We start from the raw sequence: 19,546 nt of genomic DNA on the forward strand, positions 1-19,546 counted from the left end.
TGTCAATCTCTTATTCGCCTACCTTACAATATCCCGTTGCATCATCCTTCGATATTCCTGAGGGCTAATTCCTTCTTGTTTACGAAACAATCTGGAAAAGTACATCTCATCTTGAATGCCTACCTGTTGGGAAATTGTTTTGATCTTTTCCGTTGTTGCTGCCAGAAGCTGCTTTGTTTTTTGCATACAGTGTGTTAACTAATCTGCGTGATAATGCAGCTCTTGCACAATATCGGTCATCTTAAGCTGCCGATTATAATAGCGCTGGATATATGCTACCGCTTGCTCGCAAACTTTTTCTGCTGCACCCGGTATTGCAAACGCTTCCTTTTGAAGAAAAATAAGTACCTGATAAAAATGAAGCGGCTACTTGAGCTTCTCTTCAATAGAAATAGCATCCTTCATTTCCTGCCTTAATGAAAACAGGAAATGGAGGAATCTGAAATGTTATCCTATTCATCACATCATCCAATAAGCTTTTCTCAATGTATACTCTCTATTATAAATCTCCTTTGGCACACTTAATATCGTTCACATGTTATTTTTACAGCTAATCAATCAAACAAATACAGACCCTTATCGTCATACGCTTCACAATGAAACCGCTAACATGTTAGATTTTATTACAACAAAATATGAAAGCTTACATAAACCTCAAAATTGTTTGAATTTTTTATTAGATTTCCTCTTGCCATTTCCCGAAAAATTGAATATAGTATAAAACATAACATACATTGTAATAAAAACTGACATTAGGGATTGTTCCTCTACAGTCAGAAACTTTATCGTTACAAATTCATGAAATGGGGGAATTACAGATGGAAGGAATCAACATGGGGGATACAGTATTTCTGTTTCTAGCCACAGTAATGGTCATGCTAATGACACCAGCACTTGCGCTGTTTTATGGAGGAATGGTACGAAGCAAGAACGTGCTTAGCACAACAATGCATAGCTACTCAGCGATGGCAATTGTATCTGTTCAATGGATTTTAATCGGTTATTCACTAGCTTTCGGCCCAAGTTGGCATGGATTAATCGGCAGTCTGGATTGGGTTGGCCTAAAAGGCGTTACCTTTAAACCAAACGCTGACTACAGCGCAACAGTTCCTCACAACCTATTTATGATGTTCCAAATGATGTTCGCAATCCTTACACCAGCATTAATTTCCGGAGCATTCGCGGAGCGTATGAGATTTTCTGCATTCATTGTTTTCATGCTTGTTTGGACGACTTTCGTGTATGATCCGGTTGCTCACTGGGTATGGGGTGTAGGCGGATGGTTAAGAGAGCTTGGCGCACTTGATTTCGCAGGAGGAAACGTTGTTCACATTACATCCGGTGTATCTGGTCTTGTTCTTGCTATTGTTCTTGGAAAAAGAAAAGATGCGGCTTCAGTGGCTCCTCACCATTTACCATTCACAGTGTTAGGAGCAGGATTATTATGGTTCGGCTGGTTCGGCTTTAACGTCGGCAGTGCTTTAACTCTAAATGATGTTGCATTAACAGCATTTATTAACACAAATACCGCAACGGCAATGGCTGCTATCGGTTGGGTTGTATGCGAATGGATCATTAGTAAGAAGCCAACTGTCCTTGGCGCGGTAAGCGGTGCTGTCTCTGGTCTTGTTGCTATTACACCAGCTTGTGGATTTGTAACTCCTCTAGCTTCTCTTGTAATTGGATTACTTGGTGGAGCAATTTGCTACTTTGCAGTATTCTTCCTAAAGCGCAAGCTTGGCTATGACGATGCGCTTGATGCATTCGGCTGCCACGGTATCGGCGGAACATGGGGCGGAATTGCTACTGGATTATTTGCAACAACATCTGTAAATGAAGCTGGCGCAAACGGATTATTCTACGGTGGGGCTGCTTTATTAGGGAAACAGCTTATCGCAATTTGTGCAACTTATGCCTTTGCTGCAATTGCTACCTTCTTAATCGTGAAAGTAATCGGACTGTTTATGAAAGTACGTGCTAATGACGAAGAAGAGTCACTTGGTCTTGACATTACGATGCACGGTGAAAAAGCTTATCACGAGAGTTTATAAGGGGAGAATGCGCATATGAGCCAAAAATTAACGAAAATCGAGATTATTACACGCCCGGAGAAGTTCGATGAATTAAAAGACCAATTATCTAAAATTGGAGTAAGTGGTCTAACCGTTAGTAACGTATTAGGATGCGGTCTGCAAAAAGGATTTACAGAAGTATATCGAGGCGTAAGACGCACATTTAATATGCATGAGCGCATTAAAATTGAAATTGTAGTCGCAAAAGTGCCCGTTCAGGATGTAATTGATACAGCACAGCGTGTGCTAAGAACTGGGAAAGCTGGCGATGGTAAAATTTTCGTATATGAGCTATCCAATGCGATTAAAATTCGTACAGGTGAAGAAGGCTATGATGCATTGCAAAATGAGAAATAAGTTAAGAGAAGCTGCGGGATCCGCAGCTTCTTTTATTTCACTTTTAAGAAAGTATAAATTTCTAGCTGGAAGACAATTCGACGTAGTTAGAAATTTTAGGAATACAGTATAAGTAGGGCTACGCCAGTCAGCGAGTTTTCTTTACAAGATAAGAAAATATAACTTTTCGGGGTGATGTCTAGCTCCTATCCTGACCTTTCATTAGGATTCAAATCGTTTGCTTTGATGCCAGCACGCACCGGCAACTATATTAAACCGACCGTACTCGCTACACGATAGCTAGTAATGTAACAATTCCTCACATGTTTCATATTTTGCTTGCACCGTATCCATCCACATTTTTTCAATTATTCCCCAAAACGGTGTTGTAACGAAAAAGACAGCGGATTACGCTGCCTTAGTCTTTAATATTAATATTATAATGCTCAAACCAAACATGAATTTGTGCAAGATGCGCCAATAGCTGCGGTCCTGTCATGAGCTGGCCAAACCATGGCGTAGTAAACGCCTTTCCTTCTGTTGCAATGAGCTCATCAAGCTGGTCGCGATTAAAAAATTCATGCAACATCGATCCTTTATCCTGTAAAATACTAGACAGCCATGTTGTTACAGCCTTTGTATAATACGGATTATGCGTTTTTGGGTATGGACTTTTTTTACGATACAGGACGTCCTCCGGAAGCACTCCTTCCAGTGCCTTTCGGAGCAATCCTTTTTCACGGTTACCATGCATTTTCATTTCCCACGGAATGTTCCAAACGTACTCCACAAGACGGTGATCGGCAAATGGCACGCGCACCTCTAAGCTCGCCCCCATGCTCATCCGATCCTTCCGATCCAGCAGCGTTGTCATAAACCAAATCATATTTAAGTAAAATAACTGTCTGCGCTGCGCCTCTAGCTTACTCTCTCCATGAAGCTCTGGCGTCTCTCGTACTGTTTCATCGTAACGCTGCTGTACATATTCCCTCAAACGGAGCTTCTCGCGCCACGACCGCTTTAGCAGCTGCTCCCGCAGTTCTGTTGAACGCATCCATGGGAAGTTGCTGGATTGTAAGTCATCAGTTCGATAAAACCATGGATAACCGCCAAAAATTTCGTCAGCACATTCCCCAGACAAGCTCACAACAAAGTTTTGTTTAATTTCGCGACAAAACCATAATAAGGAGGAATCGACATCAGCCATACCCGGTAGATCTCTTACAATAACAGCTTCTGTTAAATGCTCAGCCAGCTTTTCGTTTGAAATAACACAGCGGTGATGCGTTGTGCTGAAGGTTTCAGACATTAAACGGATCCAATGCTCATCGGAATTCGGCTGAAAAGCATTTGCCTGAAAATATTTATCATTATCTTCATAATCAATGGAATAGGTATGCAAGTTTCCCTTCCCTTCACGATCATACGCCATTGCCGCAAAAGCTGTAATGGCACTCGAATCCACACCGCCTGATAAAAATGTACATAGCGGCACATCAGATACAAGCTGACGCGTAATCGCATCCTCAAGCAGAAAGCGCACTTTTCCTACCGTTTCATCAAAGTTATCAGTATGCTCTGCACTCTTGACATTCCAATAACGCCAAATTTTCAAACCATTTTTTGTAAATGTCAAAGCATGCGCCGGACGCAATTCATTCACACCCGCAAATACACCATGACCTGGGGAACGTGATGGACCGAGCCCGAATACCTCAGCCAAGCCCTCATGCGTTATTTCCACCTTCACCTCAGGATGAGCCAGAATTGCTTTTAGCTCAGATCCAAACAATAGGCGAGCGCTATCCTGTTTATAAAATAATGGCTTAACACCTAAACGGTCACGGGCAATGAATAGCTTTTCTTCTACCGCATCCCATACGGCAAATGCAAAAATTCCATTTAAGTACTCCACGCATTTCTCTTTCCATTCGATATAGCATGTTAACAGCACTTCTGTATCAGAATGCCCTTCGAATGTATATCCCTTTTGCAGCAGCTCCTTACGCAAATCCTCTGTATTATACAGCTCACCGTTATAACAAATCGTATATAGATTTTCTCCCTTTACTCTTGTCATTGGCTGCTTGCCGCCCTCTGGGTCTACAACTACAAGACGCTTATGTCCAAAGGCTGTATGCGTCGCCGTCCATACATTCGTATCATCAGGTCCGCGCTTTGAGAGTGTTTCCGCCATTTTCCCAACCGTTTCCCTTTCCGTAAGAAGAGAACGAGAAAAATCAGTCCATCCCGTAATTCCACACATTGCGCTCATCCTTTCCTTCTGAGAATTCAACAGCAATTTGGTTCATTGTATGCCTATTTTGACAGTTAGGTGCATCGCCTTGTTATAAATGACGCAGGAACTGTCTATAACAATGACAGACACTCAACAAGGAGGATTTTCATGAAACACCGCTATCACATTATGCGAAACCAACCGCGCTCCTATACGGTTGGAAATATTGAATGTATTAATGAAGAGTGGATATTTTTTGATGAAGAAAGCGACGAAGCTTCTCTTTTATGGGAAATTGTAGAAGATGATTTTGAAATACTATACAACAATCATTGGCTTCCAGCGCGATTTTATGAAAATGATACACTTAAAATTGAAAACGAACCGCATCCACTCGAAAGTGGAGAAACGGTCCGTATTCGCAAAAAACTGCAAACAGGCTATGAGGAGTGGCTAAAAGAGCTGTCAGACTCCTCTTTCTCCACTCTCACAAAAGCGTTAGGGCGATTTGATTATTCCCTGTATGACTGTATTTACTGTCATAATATTTTATTCTTTCAACCAGCCTCAGCACCAAGGCAAGGTGTGAACTTTATTGTATACGATAATGGAGACTACGTTTGTTCGCTGCATCATCGCTACATTCGCGACGGAGAGATGAGCAAGGATATATTTGAATTCACAAGGGCAGATGGACAAATGTATAAAGCGGATTGTTGATAAATAAGAAAAGCGGACAAGGCCCGCCTTTTATGGCAGCGTAGGGGTGGGCCGGAGTAAAAGGCGCTTTTTTCCTTTTGCGGAGGTTCAGCCCAGAGTCTACCATTTTGGGCCTTGGGAGCTAGACATCACTCTGAAAAGTTATACTTTCTTATAAAAAAGAAGAGGATGCCTGCATCCTCTTCTTTTTTATTATGCGAATGGGTGAAAACCAAACGGCAATCGTAACCCTAAATATAAAACAACTAAAAAGGCGATTACAAACTGAATCCAGCCAGCATTCGTGCTTTTTCCTTTGTTTGTACGAACCAATATCATTTCCATCGCAACGATAACCCAAATACCCGCCAACATTTTAATGCCATACTGCATATGCGGAGTTGTCGGTGACGACATAATTCCTTGATACAACAAGAATCCAGTAATCACAATGACGATATACAAAAGCCGAACAATCATATGTATCATTTTTGCCTTTGAGTTACGGTTGCGGTACATCGCAGAGGCAACAAAGAACAAAATAATACCAAGCACCCATGCTGTAATGTGAAGATCTGTAGTATGATCTGTCATCATAGCAAAAAATCTCTCCTTTTTTCCTCAATTTTTCCTATCTTCTATCATATCATGTTTTAACAGGATTAGAGAAATAATTCGGTTTTCGCCAATGAATGTTATAATATGTAAATCATTCTGAATTTTCGCCTAAGGCAAAATGGGGGGAACGGAGTATGAGAGAAACAGAAAAGTTAATTAAGTTAACAGAAACATACGGAGCACATAACTATCACCCGCTGCCAATTGTTATTTCAAAGGCAGAAGGCGTGTGGGTAGAGGATCCTGAAGGAAATCGTTATCTGGATATGCTAAGCGCCTACTCTGCTGTTAATCAAGGTCATCGCCATCCGCGTATTATTGAAGCGCTCATCCATCAAGCGAGCCGTGTTACGCTTACTTCGCGTGCCTTTCATAACGACCAGCTTGGAGCATGGTATGAAAGGGTCGCGAAGATAACAAATAAGGAAATGATATTGCCAATGAACACAGGAGCTGAAGCAGTCGAAACAGCTGTAAAGGCAGCTCGCCGATGGGCGTATGATGTAAAGCAAGTGGAAGCGAACAAAGCAGAAATCATCGTCTGTACGGACAACTTCCATGGTAGAACGATGACAGCCGTATCTATGTCCTCTAACCCTGACTACAAGCAGGGCTTCGGTCCTATGCTGCCGGGCATTATAGTGATTCCATATGGTGATATCGATGCACTAAAGAGAACGATTACCAAAAATACAGCTGCTCTTATTCTTGAACCTATTCAAGGCGAAGCGGGTATTGTCATTCCACCAGATGGTTTTCTGAAACAAGCATTTGCTATTTGTCAGGAGCAAAATGTGTTATTTATCGCAGACGAAATTCAAACAGGACTCGGGCGCACCGGAAAAATGTTTGCATGTGATTGGGAAAATGTAGTCCCTCATATGTATATCCTTGGAAAAGCATTAGGCGGCGGCGTATTCCCTATATCATGCGTAGCAGCAAACCGTGACATTCTAAGCGTATTCAATCCTGGATCGCACGGTTCAACGTTTGGTGGAAACCCTCTTGCCTGCGCTGTATCTATTGCAGCGCTTGACGTGATTATTCAAGAAAGGCTTGCGGAGCGCTCACTGCATCTCGGCGAAAAGCTTCTGACTAGATTACAAACCATCCAAAATCCGATGATAAAAGAGGTTCGCGGCAAAGGCTTATTTATCGGCATTGAGCTTCATGAATCAGCACGTCCGTATTGTGAGCGTTTAAAGCAGGAAGGAATACTTTGCAAGGAAACACATGAAAACGTGATTCGCATTGCCCCGCCGCTTATTATTTCAGAGGAAGAATTAGATTGGGCCTTTACAAGAATAAAATTAGTTCTTTCTTAAAAACAAAGACATAAATTACGTCATTTCACTTGACATAATTTATGTCTTTTTGCTATCTTTGACATATATTATGTCAAGGGGGGTTAAAACGGATGAAAGGCACAAAAGCACTACAAGCAAAAACAGTACTGGATTTCTTAGTCATGATACACGAGCAATCGTATTCGCAAATTGGACGAGAGCTTCATATTACACCACAGCAGTTTTCTGACTGGATAAAAAAACGCAGACCGATTCCGCAAGAACGATTAAAATCTTTAAGCGCATACTTTCAAGTAGACGAAACTCTTCTCGTCGATGAGCGAAACTTTACCAAAGACTTAACGCCCGTCTTGAAAATAGATATTCAAATGCTTCTATTGCGGAAAAAAGTTGAAACAGGAGAAGAACAAGCTGATATATATGAAGCAACCGTAGAGAGACTGCAGAAAGAACGGCTCAAACAAATTCGAATTGGCCGGCTTGCAGCTATTTTGAATCTTGATGATGAGACAGTGAACACCCTAATAGACACCGTTTTAGATGAGATTGAATCAGGAAATACAGAAAAGCTTTATACACTGCTCTTTACGGAAGGAGACCATAGCTAATGGACCGAAAATTCGAAAAATCCTTATACAAACAAACCCATACACAAATGGGTGTCTATCAAATTAAGAATGTAGAAAATGAAAAAATATTTATAGGCAGCAGCATGGATCTTGCAAAAATCATGAATAGACATAAATTTGAACTCAAGATAAAATCCCACTTTAACAAAAGGCTGCAGCAGGATTGGGATACTTTCGGGGAACACAGTTTTTCCTTTGAAATTTTAGAAACAATAAAGCCAGAAGAAGAAACCATTATAGATGTAAACAGTCTGCATAAGTACAAACGCAGGCTGGCACAACTAGAGGAAAAGTGGCTACAGGAGCTGCTTCCATATGAAGAGAGAGGCTATAATTACAAAAAATAATATAAAGAAAACTCGCCGATTGACGAGTCGTTAGGCGAAGACAGGGGTGTAGTTGCACTTACACTGTATTCCTAAAATCACCAACTGCGTCGAATTGTCCTCCAGCTTGAAATGTATACTTTCCTACAGTGGAACAAGCGAAGACCGTCAACCGCCGTTTACCAGATTGCCGCTTATTTCTTAATTATTCATTACTAACCTTTCATAAATAGTAGGTGTCAAGAGTTCTCCCTGACACCTACACATACCCGTATTTTTAGCTGTTAAAATCACGTTCAAAGGTATCTGGGTCGGGACCTACACGCTCATCCTTGTTTAATCCATCGATTTCTTCCATATCTTCTGCAGATAATTCAAAATCAAAAATGTTTGCATTTTCAATAATTCGTTGCTCTTTAATGGATTTAGGAATCGTAACAACTTTATTTTGCAAATCCCAGCGCAGGATAATCTGCGCAGATGATTTTCCATATTTTTCTGCTAATTTATTAATAATTGGGTCACTTAATAATTGACCTTGTTTTAATGGTGACCATGCTTCTAGTTGAATGCCCTCCCTTTGACAAAAGGCAAGAAGTTCCTTTTGTGTTAAGTGAGGATGGTATTCTACCTGATTGACCATCGGCTTTATTTCTGCACTGCTCATTAAGTCTTCTAAATGATGAATCTTGAAGTTGCTTACGCCTATTGCACGCACTCGTCCATCTTTGTATAGTTTTTCAAGCGCCTTCCAAGTCTCTTTATATTTGTCTTTCCCTGGCCAGTGGATTAAATATAAATCCAAATAATCAAGACCGAGTTTATTTATGCTTGTTTCAAATGCTTGAAGCGTAGAATCATATCCTTGGTCTGAGTTCCATACTTTCGTAGTAATAAATAACTCTTGTCGTGGAACACCTGACTCCTTAATAGCTTGTCCTACACCCTCTTCATTTCCATACAAAGCGGCTGTATCAATACTTCGATATCCATTTTGAATCGCTGTCTTGACGGCTTCGATGACTTCTGATCCATCTTCTACTTTAAAGACTCCTAATCCAAACCATGGCATTACTACACCATTATGCAGTGTTGTTACATCCTGTAAAGTTTTCAGCATCCCTTTTCCTCCTGGCTTGAATAGAACACTCTTTGAAAGACATAACCTTATAACCTAGATTGAATCTGCTTTACAATATTCTCTACTGTAAATCCATATTCCTTTGCAATACGATCTCCCGGAGCTGATGCCCCGAACGTAGAAATGCCGATAATCAATCCTTCTCGTCCCACAAAATGTGCCCATCCTTGAGGCGAACCTAATTCTATAGCTACATTCAGCTTAATGTCTGGCTGAAGAATAGACTGTTGGTAAGAAACCGATTGTTGCTCAAACAATTCCCATGATGGCATACTTACAACGCGAGCCCTAATCCCCTCTTTTGCCAATGCATCCTTCACACCTATTGCCAGCGCTACTTCAGAACCAGTTGCAATTAACTGCACCTGAGGAAGATCCTGTTCAGCTCCCGCAACTACATATGCTCCCTTTTCAACATTTGCGCATGCTTTTTCATTTTCAATCACAACAGGTATATTTTGACGGCTTAATACTAAGACAACCGGTCCTTCTTGATTCTTCACAGCATACTTCCATGCAGCAGCTGTTTCATTTGCATCAGCTGGGCGCAGGACTTTCACATTTGGTATAACCCGTAATGCCGCTAGCTGCTCAATTGGCTCATGGGTTGGGCCATCTTCCCCTACATAAATACTGTCATGTGTAAACACATATGTTACCGGTAAATTCATGAGTGCTGCTAGTCGAATTGCTGGACGAAGATAATCAGAGAAAACAAAGAATGTAGAACCAAATGGCTTAATAGCACCATGTAAGGACATACCATTTACGATAGCTCCCATCGCAAATTCTCGGACTCCGAAGTACACATTTCGCTCTCCATACTGACCAGGAGCAAATCTTCCTTCTCCATGTAAGTGAGTCATTGTAGAAGACTCTAAATCTGCAGACCCTCCTACTATGCTTGGCACTTGCTTCGCCAATGCATTTAATACTTGTCCAGAAGCAACACGTGTGGAAATTGCTGTTCCCAGCTCATAACTCGGCACATTCTCTTCCCATGCGGAAGGTAATTCCCCTTGTATATCCTGCTCTAAACGGGCTGCAAGCTCTGGATATTCTTGCTTGTACTGCTCCAATAGCTGTTCCCATTGCTGGTTGGATTGGATCCCCTTTTCTTTTACTTCTTGATAGTACGCTTTTACTTCCTCTGGAATATAAAAGTCTTCTTGCGGCCATTGATAAAATTCTTTCGTCAGTTTCACTTCTTCTGCACCAAGAGGAGAACCATGCGTACCTTGATGTCCGCCCTTGCCGCCTTTGTTCGGACTTCCATATCCTAAGGTTGTTTTCACTTCAATTAAGGTTGGCTTTGTTAGCTCATTCTTTGCTTCGACCAATGCACGCTCAATTGCATGTAAGTCATTTTGACTATTTACTTGAAGCACCTGCCATCCGTACGCCTCAAACCGCTTCCCTACATCTTCTGAGAATGATAGGTGGGCTTCACCATCAAGTGTAATATTATTTGAATCGTACATCATAATCAGCTTGCCTAATTGTAAGTGTCCCGCAAGAGATGCAGCCTCTGCGGACACGCCTTCCATTAAATCCCCATCTCCACAAATCACATACGTATAGTGATCGACAATCGGGAAGTTTTCTTGATTGTATACAGCTGCGAGATGTGTTTCTGCCATAGCCATTCCTACTCCCATGGCTACCCCTTGTCCAAGAGGACCTGTCGTTGCATCAACACCAGGAGTATGTCCGTATTCAGGATGTCCCGGCGTTTTGCTTCCCCATTGTCTAAACTGTTTCAAGTCTTCTAGAGACACATCATATCCACCTAAATGCAATAAGCTGTATAGCAGCATGGAACCGTGACCCGCAGATAATACGAAACGATCTCGATTAAACCAAGATGGATTGGCCGGATTGTGATTCATAACTTTTGACCATAACACATGCCCCATTGGCGCTGTTCCCATCGGCATACCTGGATGGCCAGATTTTGCTTTTTCTACCGCATCGATAGATAAAGTACGTATTGTATTTATAGCTAGTGTTTCTACTGCTTCAAGATTCGCTACATTACTCACTATAATTCTCCCTTCAGACACTATATGTTTGTATTCAATTTCCGCTATCTATAAATCTCTGTATTTTATAATCCATAAGTTAGCAGGGCAATTGAACCCTGCTCTTTTGTAAATAACCTTACTAATTAAATCAACTTAAAAGCATATTTTGTCTTAGTTGAATAAACCTCATTTGCCTCAAGTACTGCAGAAGGAAAATTTGGATTATTTATCATATTAGGCGGCAGCTGCGTTTCCAGACATAAACCTAAATGCTTCTCGGACGGTACTCCTCCTATTGTAAAACCCTCTTCTAAGGAGTTTCCTGTATAAAGAACAACACACGGTTCATCTGTCTCAATTTCAAGCTTCCTGCCGCTTTCATAGTCAACCAATGTGATCTCCTGCTCATGATTTGCATTTAATAAAAAGGGATGGTCATATCCCCCGCCAACAAGTTTTATTTGCGGATGTTCAGAATTGACTCCTTGCACAATCTGCAGACCCTTTCTAAAATCAAATACTGTATCCTCCACAGATAAGACTTTACCCGTTGGTATGAAAGAAGGATCCAACTCTAAAAAACCATCACTTTTTAGCGTCAGCTCATGCGCTAAAATGGTCCGCTTCAAATTACCGCTTAGGTTGAAGTAAGAGTGATTTGTCAGATTCACAATTGTTTTCTGATCAGAAATACCTTGATAAGAAATGACGATTTCATTTTCATTATTTAAGGAATAGGTTACCTGAAGCTTAAGATTCCCTGGAAATCCCTCTTCTCCGTCAGGACTTGTATAGGAAAATACGATATTTGCCTCATCTGCTTTTGTTTCTACGGATGAGCTCCAAATGACATTGTGGAAGCCGTTGTCTCCCCCATGGAGATGGTTTTCATTTTCATTTTTTGCTAATGTAAAAGTCTCATCATCCAAGGTAAACGTTGCGTTTTTGATCCTTCCGCTGATCCGGCCAATGATACAACCAAAATACGGGGAATAATTGAGATACTCTTCCAATGTATCGTAGCCTAGCACTACATTTTCCTTTACTCCGTTTTTATCAGGTACCATAATCCTTGTAATGGTGCAGCCGTAATCAATACAAGTAAATTCCATCCCGCTATCGTTTCGGAGCGTATACGATGTAATCGCTTGCCCATTTAATTCTCCAAAGACATCTTTTAGGACTTCCACTGTATCCCTCCTGACTTTTAATATGGCCCTCTAATGGCACCCTTGACCTTCTCTTCATAAAACTGAACAATTCTTTGTAGCTCTTCTGGTGAAAAGGATTTTTCTTCAATAGCTCTTAGGTTTTCTGTTATTTGGAGTTCATTTTTAAATCCTGGAATCACACACGAAATTTCGTCTTGATCCAATATCCACCTTAAAGCCGCTGTTGTCATCGAATGCCTTCCTTCTGCAATCCATGCAAGCTGCTCTGATAATTCAACACCTTTAGCAAAGCCAAGGCCTGCAAACGTTTCACCAACATTAAAAGCTGCCCCGTTTTCATTAAAATTACGATGATCCTCTGCCTCAAAGGTATGTCCCTTTGTAAATTTCCCTGTCAATAATCCGCTTGCAAGCGGCAGGCGGACAAGAATGCCAACGCCATTTTTCTTTGCCTCTGGAAATAGCTTTTCAATCGGTTTTTGACGGAACATATTAAAAATTACTTGTAGAGCTTTAACATTAGGGTTTTGTAAGCATAGAAGCCCTTCCTCTACCGTTTCCACACTCACACCGTAATGCCGAATTTTCCCTTCCTGCTGCAGTTTGTCCAATACCTCAAATACCTGCCCATTCTGTAAAATCTCAATTGGCGGGCAATGGATCTGATATAAATCGATTGTTTCACGGCCGAGTCGCTTTAAGCTTGCTTCACAATAGGAACGGACTGTTTCATATGAGTAGGTTTCTTTTGAATGGATATCTCCTGCCCGGCAAAACTTAGTCGCAATATAGACTTGATCTTCCTTGCCCTTTGTAGCTTTAGCTAATAGCTCTTCACTGTGTCCGTCTCCGTATACATCGGCAGTATCGAAAAAATTCACACCCTGCCCGATTGCATAATCCAGTGCTTTTAAAGATTCTTGATCATTTGTTCTTCCCCAAGAACCTCCAATTGCCCATGTTCCAAAGCTGACTTCGCTTACTGAAATCCCTGTATTTCCCAACTCCCTATAGTTCATCTTCCATTCCCCTTAATGCAAAGATTATAATGGTTTATTTTCTGAACTCCTGCAGCTGTTCATTAAGAACCTTTGTTTGTTCATAGACCTGTTTATAAATGCCAAACAATTTTTGATACTGTTCTACGTTCTCCTTAACTGGCTGATACGTTTTAACGGGCTCAATGAATTTGTTAGCACATTCCAGTAAGGATGAAAACCAGCCGCATCCAAACGCTGCAAGCATTGCAGCCCCCATTCCTGGTCCCTGCTCACTTGAAAGCTTCACAATATTTGCATTAAAAATATCGGCCTGTATTTGCAGCCAAGCCTCATTTTTTGCTCCTCCGCCAATTGATACAATTGTATCGATGGTTTTACCATTTTCCCTAAAGATTTCGATTGATTCATTCAGCGAAAACGTAATGCCTTCAAGTACTGCTCGAACAAAATCACGACGTTTATGAGATGCATCCATCCCAATAAAGCTTCCGCGAATAACCGAATCGGCATGCGGTGTCCGTTCACCAACTAAATATGGCGTAAACAGCAGACCGTTCGCGCCAACTGGAACTTGATCTATCCCCTGTAACAGCTGCTCAAACTCTTCTTTCTCTGCAAAGGTATCCTTAAACCAGCTTAAGCTGTAACCGGCAGCCAAGGTTACTCCCATTGTATAAAATGCGTTCTCTTCCCCGTGATTGAAATAGTGGACCTTACCTTGAAAGTCTTGATCATTACGCTCTTCATAGGAAAGAACAACCCCTGAGGTTCCAATGCTGCATAATGTTCTTCCTTCCGATAAGATTCCAGATCCTATCGCTCCGCATGCATTATCTGCACCGCCGGCAAATACCTTAACGGACTCAGAAAGACCTGTCCAATTCGCGAAATCAGACGTAATTGTTCCGACGAATTGATGGGACTCTACGAGCGGCGGGCAAAGTTCAGATTTAATGCCAACAAGCTCACAAATTTCTGTACTCCACGTTTTCTTACTTACATTTAACAGCAGGGTTCCTGCCGCATCAGAATATTCGCTATGAATTTCTCCTGTCATACGATAGCGCAAATAATCCTTCGGGAGCATAAATACATGTGCCTTCTCAAAAACTTCAGGCTCATATTGCTTTACCCATAGTAGCTTTGGCAAAGTGAATCCTTCTAGAGCTGGATTTTTTGTAATTTCAAGTAATCGGTCTGTTCCGACAATTTCATTGATTTGTCGGCATTGCTCTGTTGTTCTCGTATCATTCCAAAGAATTGCATTTCGTAATACTTGATGTTCCTCATCAAGTAACACAAGCCCGTGCATTTGTCCGGAAAAACTAATACCTTCAATATCTTCAGCATTCCCTTGAAATTTCTGAACGAGTTCTGCAAGGCCTTGTGCAGTTTTTTCTACCCATTCTTCTGGATTTTGTTCACTATACCCTGACTTTTCTTGGATAAGAGGGTAAGATTTAGAAAGCTCATGACAAACTTCTCCATTTTGATTAATAAGCAAGATTTTAACTGCACTCGTTCCTAGATCGATCCCAATTACATACTTCATCTATATCACCCTTTTATTTAATGATCATCCTGGATTATAAAAATGTGCTGGAATAACATACTGTTCCAGCGCATTTCTTTTTTCAAAAGATAAAAACGCAGATGCCCAGGTTCAGCGCAGCCCCTTACAGTAAAATAACCTTCACCGCATCGTACGATTTGTATGTGAGATGTTTATCTACCGAAGCTAAACAGAACACTTGCACTTTTCCCACATCGTCTGTTTTTTTATACAGTTACAGTCGATAATGTTTCTAATAAATATTGGTTTACCACTGCTTTTAATCGTTCCTGACGACTGGATTTGTTCTTAATTTCCCCAAGGCTTAATGCATACTGCTCAAGCTTGTGGAAATCCGCTCTGCCTTCTACAATCTCTAAGCCAATGCCTTCTGTGAAGCTGCTGTATCTGTCAGTAATCACATCCTCTAACACCTTGTCCTCAATGAGCTTATTTGCCACTTTCAAGCCGATTGCAAATGCATCCATTCCGGCAATATGAGCATGGAACAGATCTTCTGGTTCGAAGGAGCCGCGTCTTACCTTCGCATCAAAATTGAGTCCGCCTTTGCCAAGACCGCCATTCTTTAAGATTTCATACATTGCCAATGTAGTAGAATACAAGTCTGTCGGGAATTCATCCGTATCCCAGCCGATTAATGTATCTCCTTGGTTTGCATCTACAGATCCAAGCATACCGTTAATGCGAGCAACGCGCAGCTCATGTTCAAATGTATGACCGGCAAGTGTCGCATGGTTTGCTTCGATATTAAACTTGAGGTGATCTTGAAGATCATATTTTTGCAAGAATGCTAAACCAGTCGCAACATCAAAATCGTATTGATGCTTTGTTGGCTCTTTTGGCTTTGGTTCGATTAAGAATTGGCCATCGAAACCAATTTCCTTCGCATAATCAACAGCCATATGGAAGAAACGTGCTAGGTTATCCTGCTCAAGTTTCATGTCTGTATTTAATAATGTTTCATAACCTTCACGGCCGCCCCAGAATACATAGTTTTCTGCTCCAAGCTCTTTTCCAATTTCAAGACCTTTTTTCACCTTTGCAGCAGCATAGGCAAATACATCCGCATTATTGGAAGTTGCTGCGCCATGAACGTATCGTGGGTGCGTAAACGCATTCACTGTGTTCCAAAGCAACTTTGTTTTGCTTGTTTTCATATAATCCTTAATCATCGCAACGATCGGATCAAGCGCGTCATATGTTTCCTTTAGTGTATTTCCTTCAGGCGCGATATCGGAATCATGGAAACAGAAGAAAGGTACATTTAGTTTCTCAAACAATTCAAATGCCGCTTCTACACGCGCTTTTGCTAAATCTAAGCCCTTATAATGATCCCAAGGACGAATCATCGTTCCTGCGCCGAATGGGTCTGTTCCGTCAGCAGCGAATGTGTGCCAATACGCAACGGAAAAGCGCAGGATTTCTTCCATTGTTTTGCCATTAATTTTTTCTTCCGGATTGTAGTATTTAAATGAAAGTGGATTTTTTGATGTTGGGCCTTCAAACTGGATTTGGTTAATATTTTGGAAGTAAGCCATGTGGAATTTCCTCCCCTTTTGTTTTCATGTTATGAATTCATGATTTCTTTTGCTGTTATCGCTTACAATGCACTAAAAATAAACAACTATACATTAAATTCCCTTCAGCTGTACAACTTATGAATTAATTATATCACCGCAAACTTTGTTTGTCTATCGGATGAACAAAGTTTATTGTAATTAATAGAACCCATTCAGAAAAATAAAATCGTTATAGTAGCTGTACGGCTACTGTAAAAGAAGAGAACGGAGATCATCATGCAAATGATCTGGAATCAACAGTTAGTAAAAAAGAAAATAAGTCAATTGTACTAAATCTCATTATGAACAATTCTCCTATTTCACGTGCCGATATCGCCCAAACGTCTGGCTTAGGAGTTTCGGCTTTTTCAGCCGAAGCATTTCTGAAGTCAAGGCTGCAACTGTAGTAAAGTAAGCTTATTTTTAGATGAATAACAATAATAATGCATAAAGACTGCCGTGAAATTCAGCGACAGTCTTTATATTTCCTATATTTTATAATGTATTATGCTGATTTATTCCAAACTGTCCCCATTTCCTCTAAGGTCTTCCCTTTCGTTTCCGGGACAAACTTCCAAACAAACACAGCCAAAAGTACACTCATTAACCCGTAGAAACCATAGCTTAAACCACCACTATACTTCATCATCATTGGATAAGTAGATGATGAGTGCCGAGAATAGTTCATGGACTGAGCCTTTTCAATACGGCGACGGCATCAGCTGCTAGCCTGTGACCTCTGCCAATCAATGTATGTGCCATGTCTGTCGCTTCACTTCAACAATTGTTTCAGAAAATCTAGCTTCTGTTTCGCATTATCCTTAGTGATAATATCTATACCAGTATCTATATTTTTTGCAACTTTTTCTCCCTTTATCACTTTCACTGCAGTTTCCACACTTATATAGCCCATATCATAAGGATTCTGTGCTATTGTACTAGTTAAAGTTCCATCTTCTATTAAATCCACCATTTCGATAACTCCATCCGCTCCTACGATCGGTATTTTATACCCATGTTCCTTAGTGACCTCGAAAACACTTAGTGCTATGATATCATTTACAGCAAATACCCCTTTAACATCAGGATGATCCTGTAAAATATTTGTCATTGCTTTTTTAACGGATGAAAGTTCGTCCCGTAATTTTATTGTGTCTACCAAGACTGTAACGCCTGCGTCTTCTAAACTATATTTAACTCCGTTTATTCGTTCACTGAAAACTTGATTGGTTAAAAATCCGTCAAAAAGGGGAAGGGCCACTTCATCTCCAGGTTGCAGTTGCGATGCTAATAATTCCCCTGCTTTTCTTCCTAGTTCAAAATTATCAGTACCAATATAAGAAGTTTTATTTTCCCAGAGGTCATTTGTGTCTACTAACAATACGGGAATATTGTTTTTGTCAAACTCCTTTAAGATAGGAATATTAGATGCAGAAATCGGAGCGACAATTACTACATCTGGCTTTTCTTTAAGAATATTTTTTAATATATCGTTCTGTTCTTCTACGAATCCGTCATGAGTTGCGAAAATTTTACCATCTATATCAAAATCGCGAAACCCCTTTTCTACCCCTCCTTTAACAATTTTCCAATACTGTGAATCTAATTCTTTTAAAACAACAACTACTTTAGGCTTATCATTTTCTCTAAGGAACTTAACCGTATAACCTATTAAGGCGGTTAAAAAGAAACCGCAGAATAGTAAGATCATCCATCTTTTCTTCATTATTCATCATCCTCTCGTGCCGCTATGGATAGATGAATCTTGAAAAGGATTCCAATAGGCTATCCAATAATTAAGGAAAAAATCGTAAAAACTATACCATGCATGACCATAAATTTAATGGTTTCAGGTATTGAGTACTTGGCCAGGGCAATAAAGTCACCTTCCTGATATAGCATGTTCCTGATTTTACTCAAAAGTTACTTCATATGCTGTTATTTTATTGACACGATTTTCATGCCTACCACCTTCGAAGGGGGTTGTTAACCATATTTTTGCAATATCTCGAGCTAAGCCCGAACCAATGATACGTTCTCCCATAGCCAATATATTTGTATTATTATGTTCTCTCGTTGCCTTAGCACTAAATGTATCGTGTACAAGCGCGCAACGGACTCCTTTTACTTTGTTTGCTGCAATACTCATTCCAATTCCTGTACCACAAATTAGAATACCTCGATCCACTTCACCACTTGCCACCTTTTCAGCCACTGGAATCGCGTAATCTGGATAGTCAACAGGGGTGTTACATTCACACCCTAAATCTACATACTCTATATTCAACTCTGCCATTAATGAAATTATTTCTTTACGAATATTCATTCCACCATGATCAGACGCAATTACTACTTTCACTTTTTTCCTCCTATCACCTTTTGACTACATTCCCATCAACAAGAACATTCATCATGTTCGTTGTTCCCTTTTCACAAACAGACACGCCACCAATAATCCCGATTATGTCTACTTACTTAATAACTATTTTTCTCTGTAACTGCTTAAATTGTTTTTTCTATCGGTTATTAGATCCTTAGCTTGTTGTTCTCAAGGAAAACTCCCCACTTCAGGCGAAGTGGGGAGTAGACCATGCTGAAAAAATTAAGTCGACTTATATAGATGGTAAAAAACATACTGGAGCAAAATACCGTTCCAGCATGTTTTTTATTTATTGGACTGTTTGTTTTTATTATACAGTTACACTTGATAATGTTTCCAATAAATATTGGTTTACCACTGCTTTTAAACGTTCCTGACGGCCAGATTTGTTCTTGATTTCTCCAAGATTTAATGCATACTGCTCAAGTTTGTGGAAATCCGCTCTGCCTTCTACAATTTCTAAGCCAATG

General features: G+C 40.5%; 17 protein-coding genes and 2 pseudogenes. 6 read left to right on the forward strand and 13 right to left on the reverse strand.

Annotation, left to right across the window (positions count from 1 at the left end; genetic code table 11):
* Window positions 1-18: 18 nt before the first annotated feature.
* A complete protein-coding gene (locus AAHB12_RS31765; protein WP_446715551.1) occupies window positions 19-186 on the reverse strand; it encodes an AraC family transcriptional regulator in 168 nt (55 codons plus the stop codon).
* Between the two features lie 641 nt (window positions 187-827).
* On the opposite strand from AAHB12_RS31765, the gene AAHB12_RS11590 reads away from it, so the two are divergent.
* Together AAHB12_RS11590 and AAHB12_RS11595 are read left to right on the forward strand one after the other, a co-directional pair.
* Window positions 828-2,051, forward strand: a complete 1,224-nt coding sequence (locus tag AAHB12_RS11590; RefSeq protein WP_129731698.1) for an ammonium transporter — start codon at window positions 828-830, stop codon at window positions 2,049-2,051.
* Between the two features lie 15 nt (window positions 2,052-2,066).
* Window positions 2,067-2,429, forward strand: a complete 363-nt coding sequence (locus tag AAHB12_RS11595) for a P-II family nitrogen regulator (protein ID WP_129731682.1) — start codon at window positions 2,067-2,069, stop codon at window positions 2,427-2,429.
* A 397-nt stretch (window positions 2,430-2,826) separates the two neighbouring features.
* On the opposite strand, the gene asnB is transcribed toward AAHB12_RS11595, so the two are convergent.
* Entirely contained in the window at window positions 2,827-4,674 is a 1,848-nt protein-coding gene (gene asnB, locus AAHB12_RS11600; RefSeq protein WP_342045414.1) for an asparagine synthase (glutamine-hydrolyzing), read from the reverse strand.
* A gap of 141 nt (window positions 4,675-4,815) precedes the next feature.
* Between asnB and AAHB12_RS11605 the strand changes: the two genes are divergently transcribed.
* Window positions 4,816-5,367: a DUF2777 family protein gene (locus AAHB12_RS11605; RefSeq protein WP_129731684.1), complete on the forward strand. Its 552-nt coding sequence runs from the start codon at window positions 4,816-4,818 to the stop codon at window positions 5,365-5,367.
* Window positions 5,368-5,559: 192 nt separating this feature from the next.
* On the opposite strand, the gene AAHB12_RS11610 is transcribed toward AAHB12_RS11605, so the two are convergent.
* Window positions 5,560-5,940, reverse strand: coding sequence for a YisL family protein (locus AAHB12_RS11610; protein ID WP_129731702.1), 381 nt, complete (start codon window positions 5,938-5,940; stop codon window positions 5,560-5,562).
* A 158-nt stretch (window positions 5,941-6,098) separates the two neighbouring features.
* Between AAHB12_RS11610 and AAHB12_RS11615 the strand changes: the two genes are divergently transcribed.
* From AAHB12_RS11615 to AAHB12_RS11625, 3 genes are all read left to right on the forward strand, one after another.
* Entirely contained in the window at window positions 6,099-7,289 is a 1,191-nt protein-coding gene (locus AAHB12_RS11615; protein WP_342045415.1) for an ornithine--oxo-acid transaminase, read from the forward strand.
* A 92-nt stretch (window positions 7,290-7,381) separates the two neighbouring features.
* Complete coding sequence (locus tag AAHB12_RS11620; protein WP_342045416.1) at window positions 7,382-7,879, forward strand: XRE family transcriptional regulator; 498 nt, start codon at window positions 7,382-7,384, stop codon at window positions 7,877-7,879.
* Entirely contained in the window at window positions 7,879-8,247 is a 369-nt protein-coding gene (locus AAHB12_RS11625) for a GIY-YIG nuclease family protein (protein ID WP_342045417.1), read from the forward strand. The genes AAHB12_RS11620 and AAHB12_RS11625 overlap by 1 nt, the downstream gene beginning before the upstream one ends.
* A 256-nt stretch (window positions 8,248-8,503) precedes the next feature.
* Here the strand turns inward: AAHB12_RS11625 and AAHB12_RS11630 are convergent, their stop codons facing one another.
* The 10 genes and pseudogenes from AAHB12_RS11630 to AAHB12_RS11675 all read right to left on the reverse strand — a co-directional run.
* Window positions 8,504-9,346 carry an aldo/keto reductase gene (locus tag AAHB12_RS11630; protein ID WP_342045418.1) on the reverse strand — a complete coding sequence of 281 codons (843 nt, stop codon included), beginning with the start codon at window positions 9,344-9,346 and terminating at the stop codon, window positions 8,504-8,506.
* Window positions 9,347-9,393: 47 nt separating this feature from the next.
* Window positions 9,394-11,409: a transketolase gene (gene tkt / locus AAHB12_RS11635; RefSeq protein ID WP_342045419.1), complete on the reverse strand. Its 2,016-nt coding sequence runs from the start codon at window positions 11,407-11,409 to the stop codon at window positions 9,394-9,396.
* A gap of 125 nt (window positions 11,410-11,534) precedes the next feature.
* Complete coding sequence (locus AAHB12_RS11640; protein ID WP_129731692.1) at window positions 11,535-12,581, reverse strand: aldose epimerase family protein; 1,047 nt, start codon at window positions 12,579-12,581, stop codon at window positions 11,535-11,537.
* A gap of 17 nt (window positions 12,582-12,598) precedes the next feature.
* Window positions 12,599-13,582, reverse strand: coding sequence for an aldo/keto reductase (locus tag AAHB12_RS11645; RefSeq protein ID WP_342045420.1), 984 nt, complete (start codon window positions 13,580-13,582; stop codon window positions 12,599-12,601).
* Window positions 13,583-13,616: 34 nt separating this feature from the next.
* Window positions 13,617-15,116, reverse strand: coding sequence for a xylulokinase (gene xylB, locus AAHB12_RS11650; RefSeq protein ID WP_342045421.1), 1,500 nt, complete (start codon window positions 15,114-15,116; stop codon window positions 13,617-13,619).
* Between the two features lie 227 nt (window positions 15,117-15,343).
* Window positions 15,344-16,675, reverse strand: a complete 1,332-nt coding sequence (gene xylA, locus AAHB12_RS11655) for a xylose isomerase (RefSeq protein ID WP_342045422.1) — start codon at window positions 16,673-16,675, stop codon at window positions 15,344-15,346.
* Window positions 16,676-17,201: 526 nt separating this feature from the next.
* Window positions 17,202-17,363: pseudogene (locus AAHB12_RS11660) on the reverse strand (MFS transporter); the annotation flags it as partial.
* A 105-nt stretch (window positions 17,364-17,468) separates the two neighbouring features.
* Window positions 17,469-18,422 (reverse strand): sugar ABC transporter substrate-binding protein, encoded by a 954-nt coding sequence (locus tag AAHB12_RS11665; protein WP_342045423.1) that lies wholly within the window; start codon window positions 18,420-18,422, stop codon window positions 17,469-17,471.
* Window positions 18,423-18,608: 186 nt separating this feature from the next.
* Entirely contained in the window at window positions 18,609-19,055 is a 447-nt protein-coding gene (gene rpiB, locus AAHB12_RS11670; protein WP_342045424.1) for a ribose 5-phosphate isomerase B, read from the reverse strand.
* A 331-nt stretch (window positions 19,056-19,386) separates the two neighbouring features.
* Window positions 19,387-19,546 (reverse strand): annotated as a pseudogene (locus AAHB12_RS11675) (xylose isomerase); the annotation flags it as partial.

The organism is Bacillus sp. OTU530 (assembly GCF_038440375.1).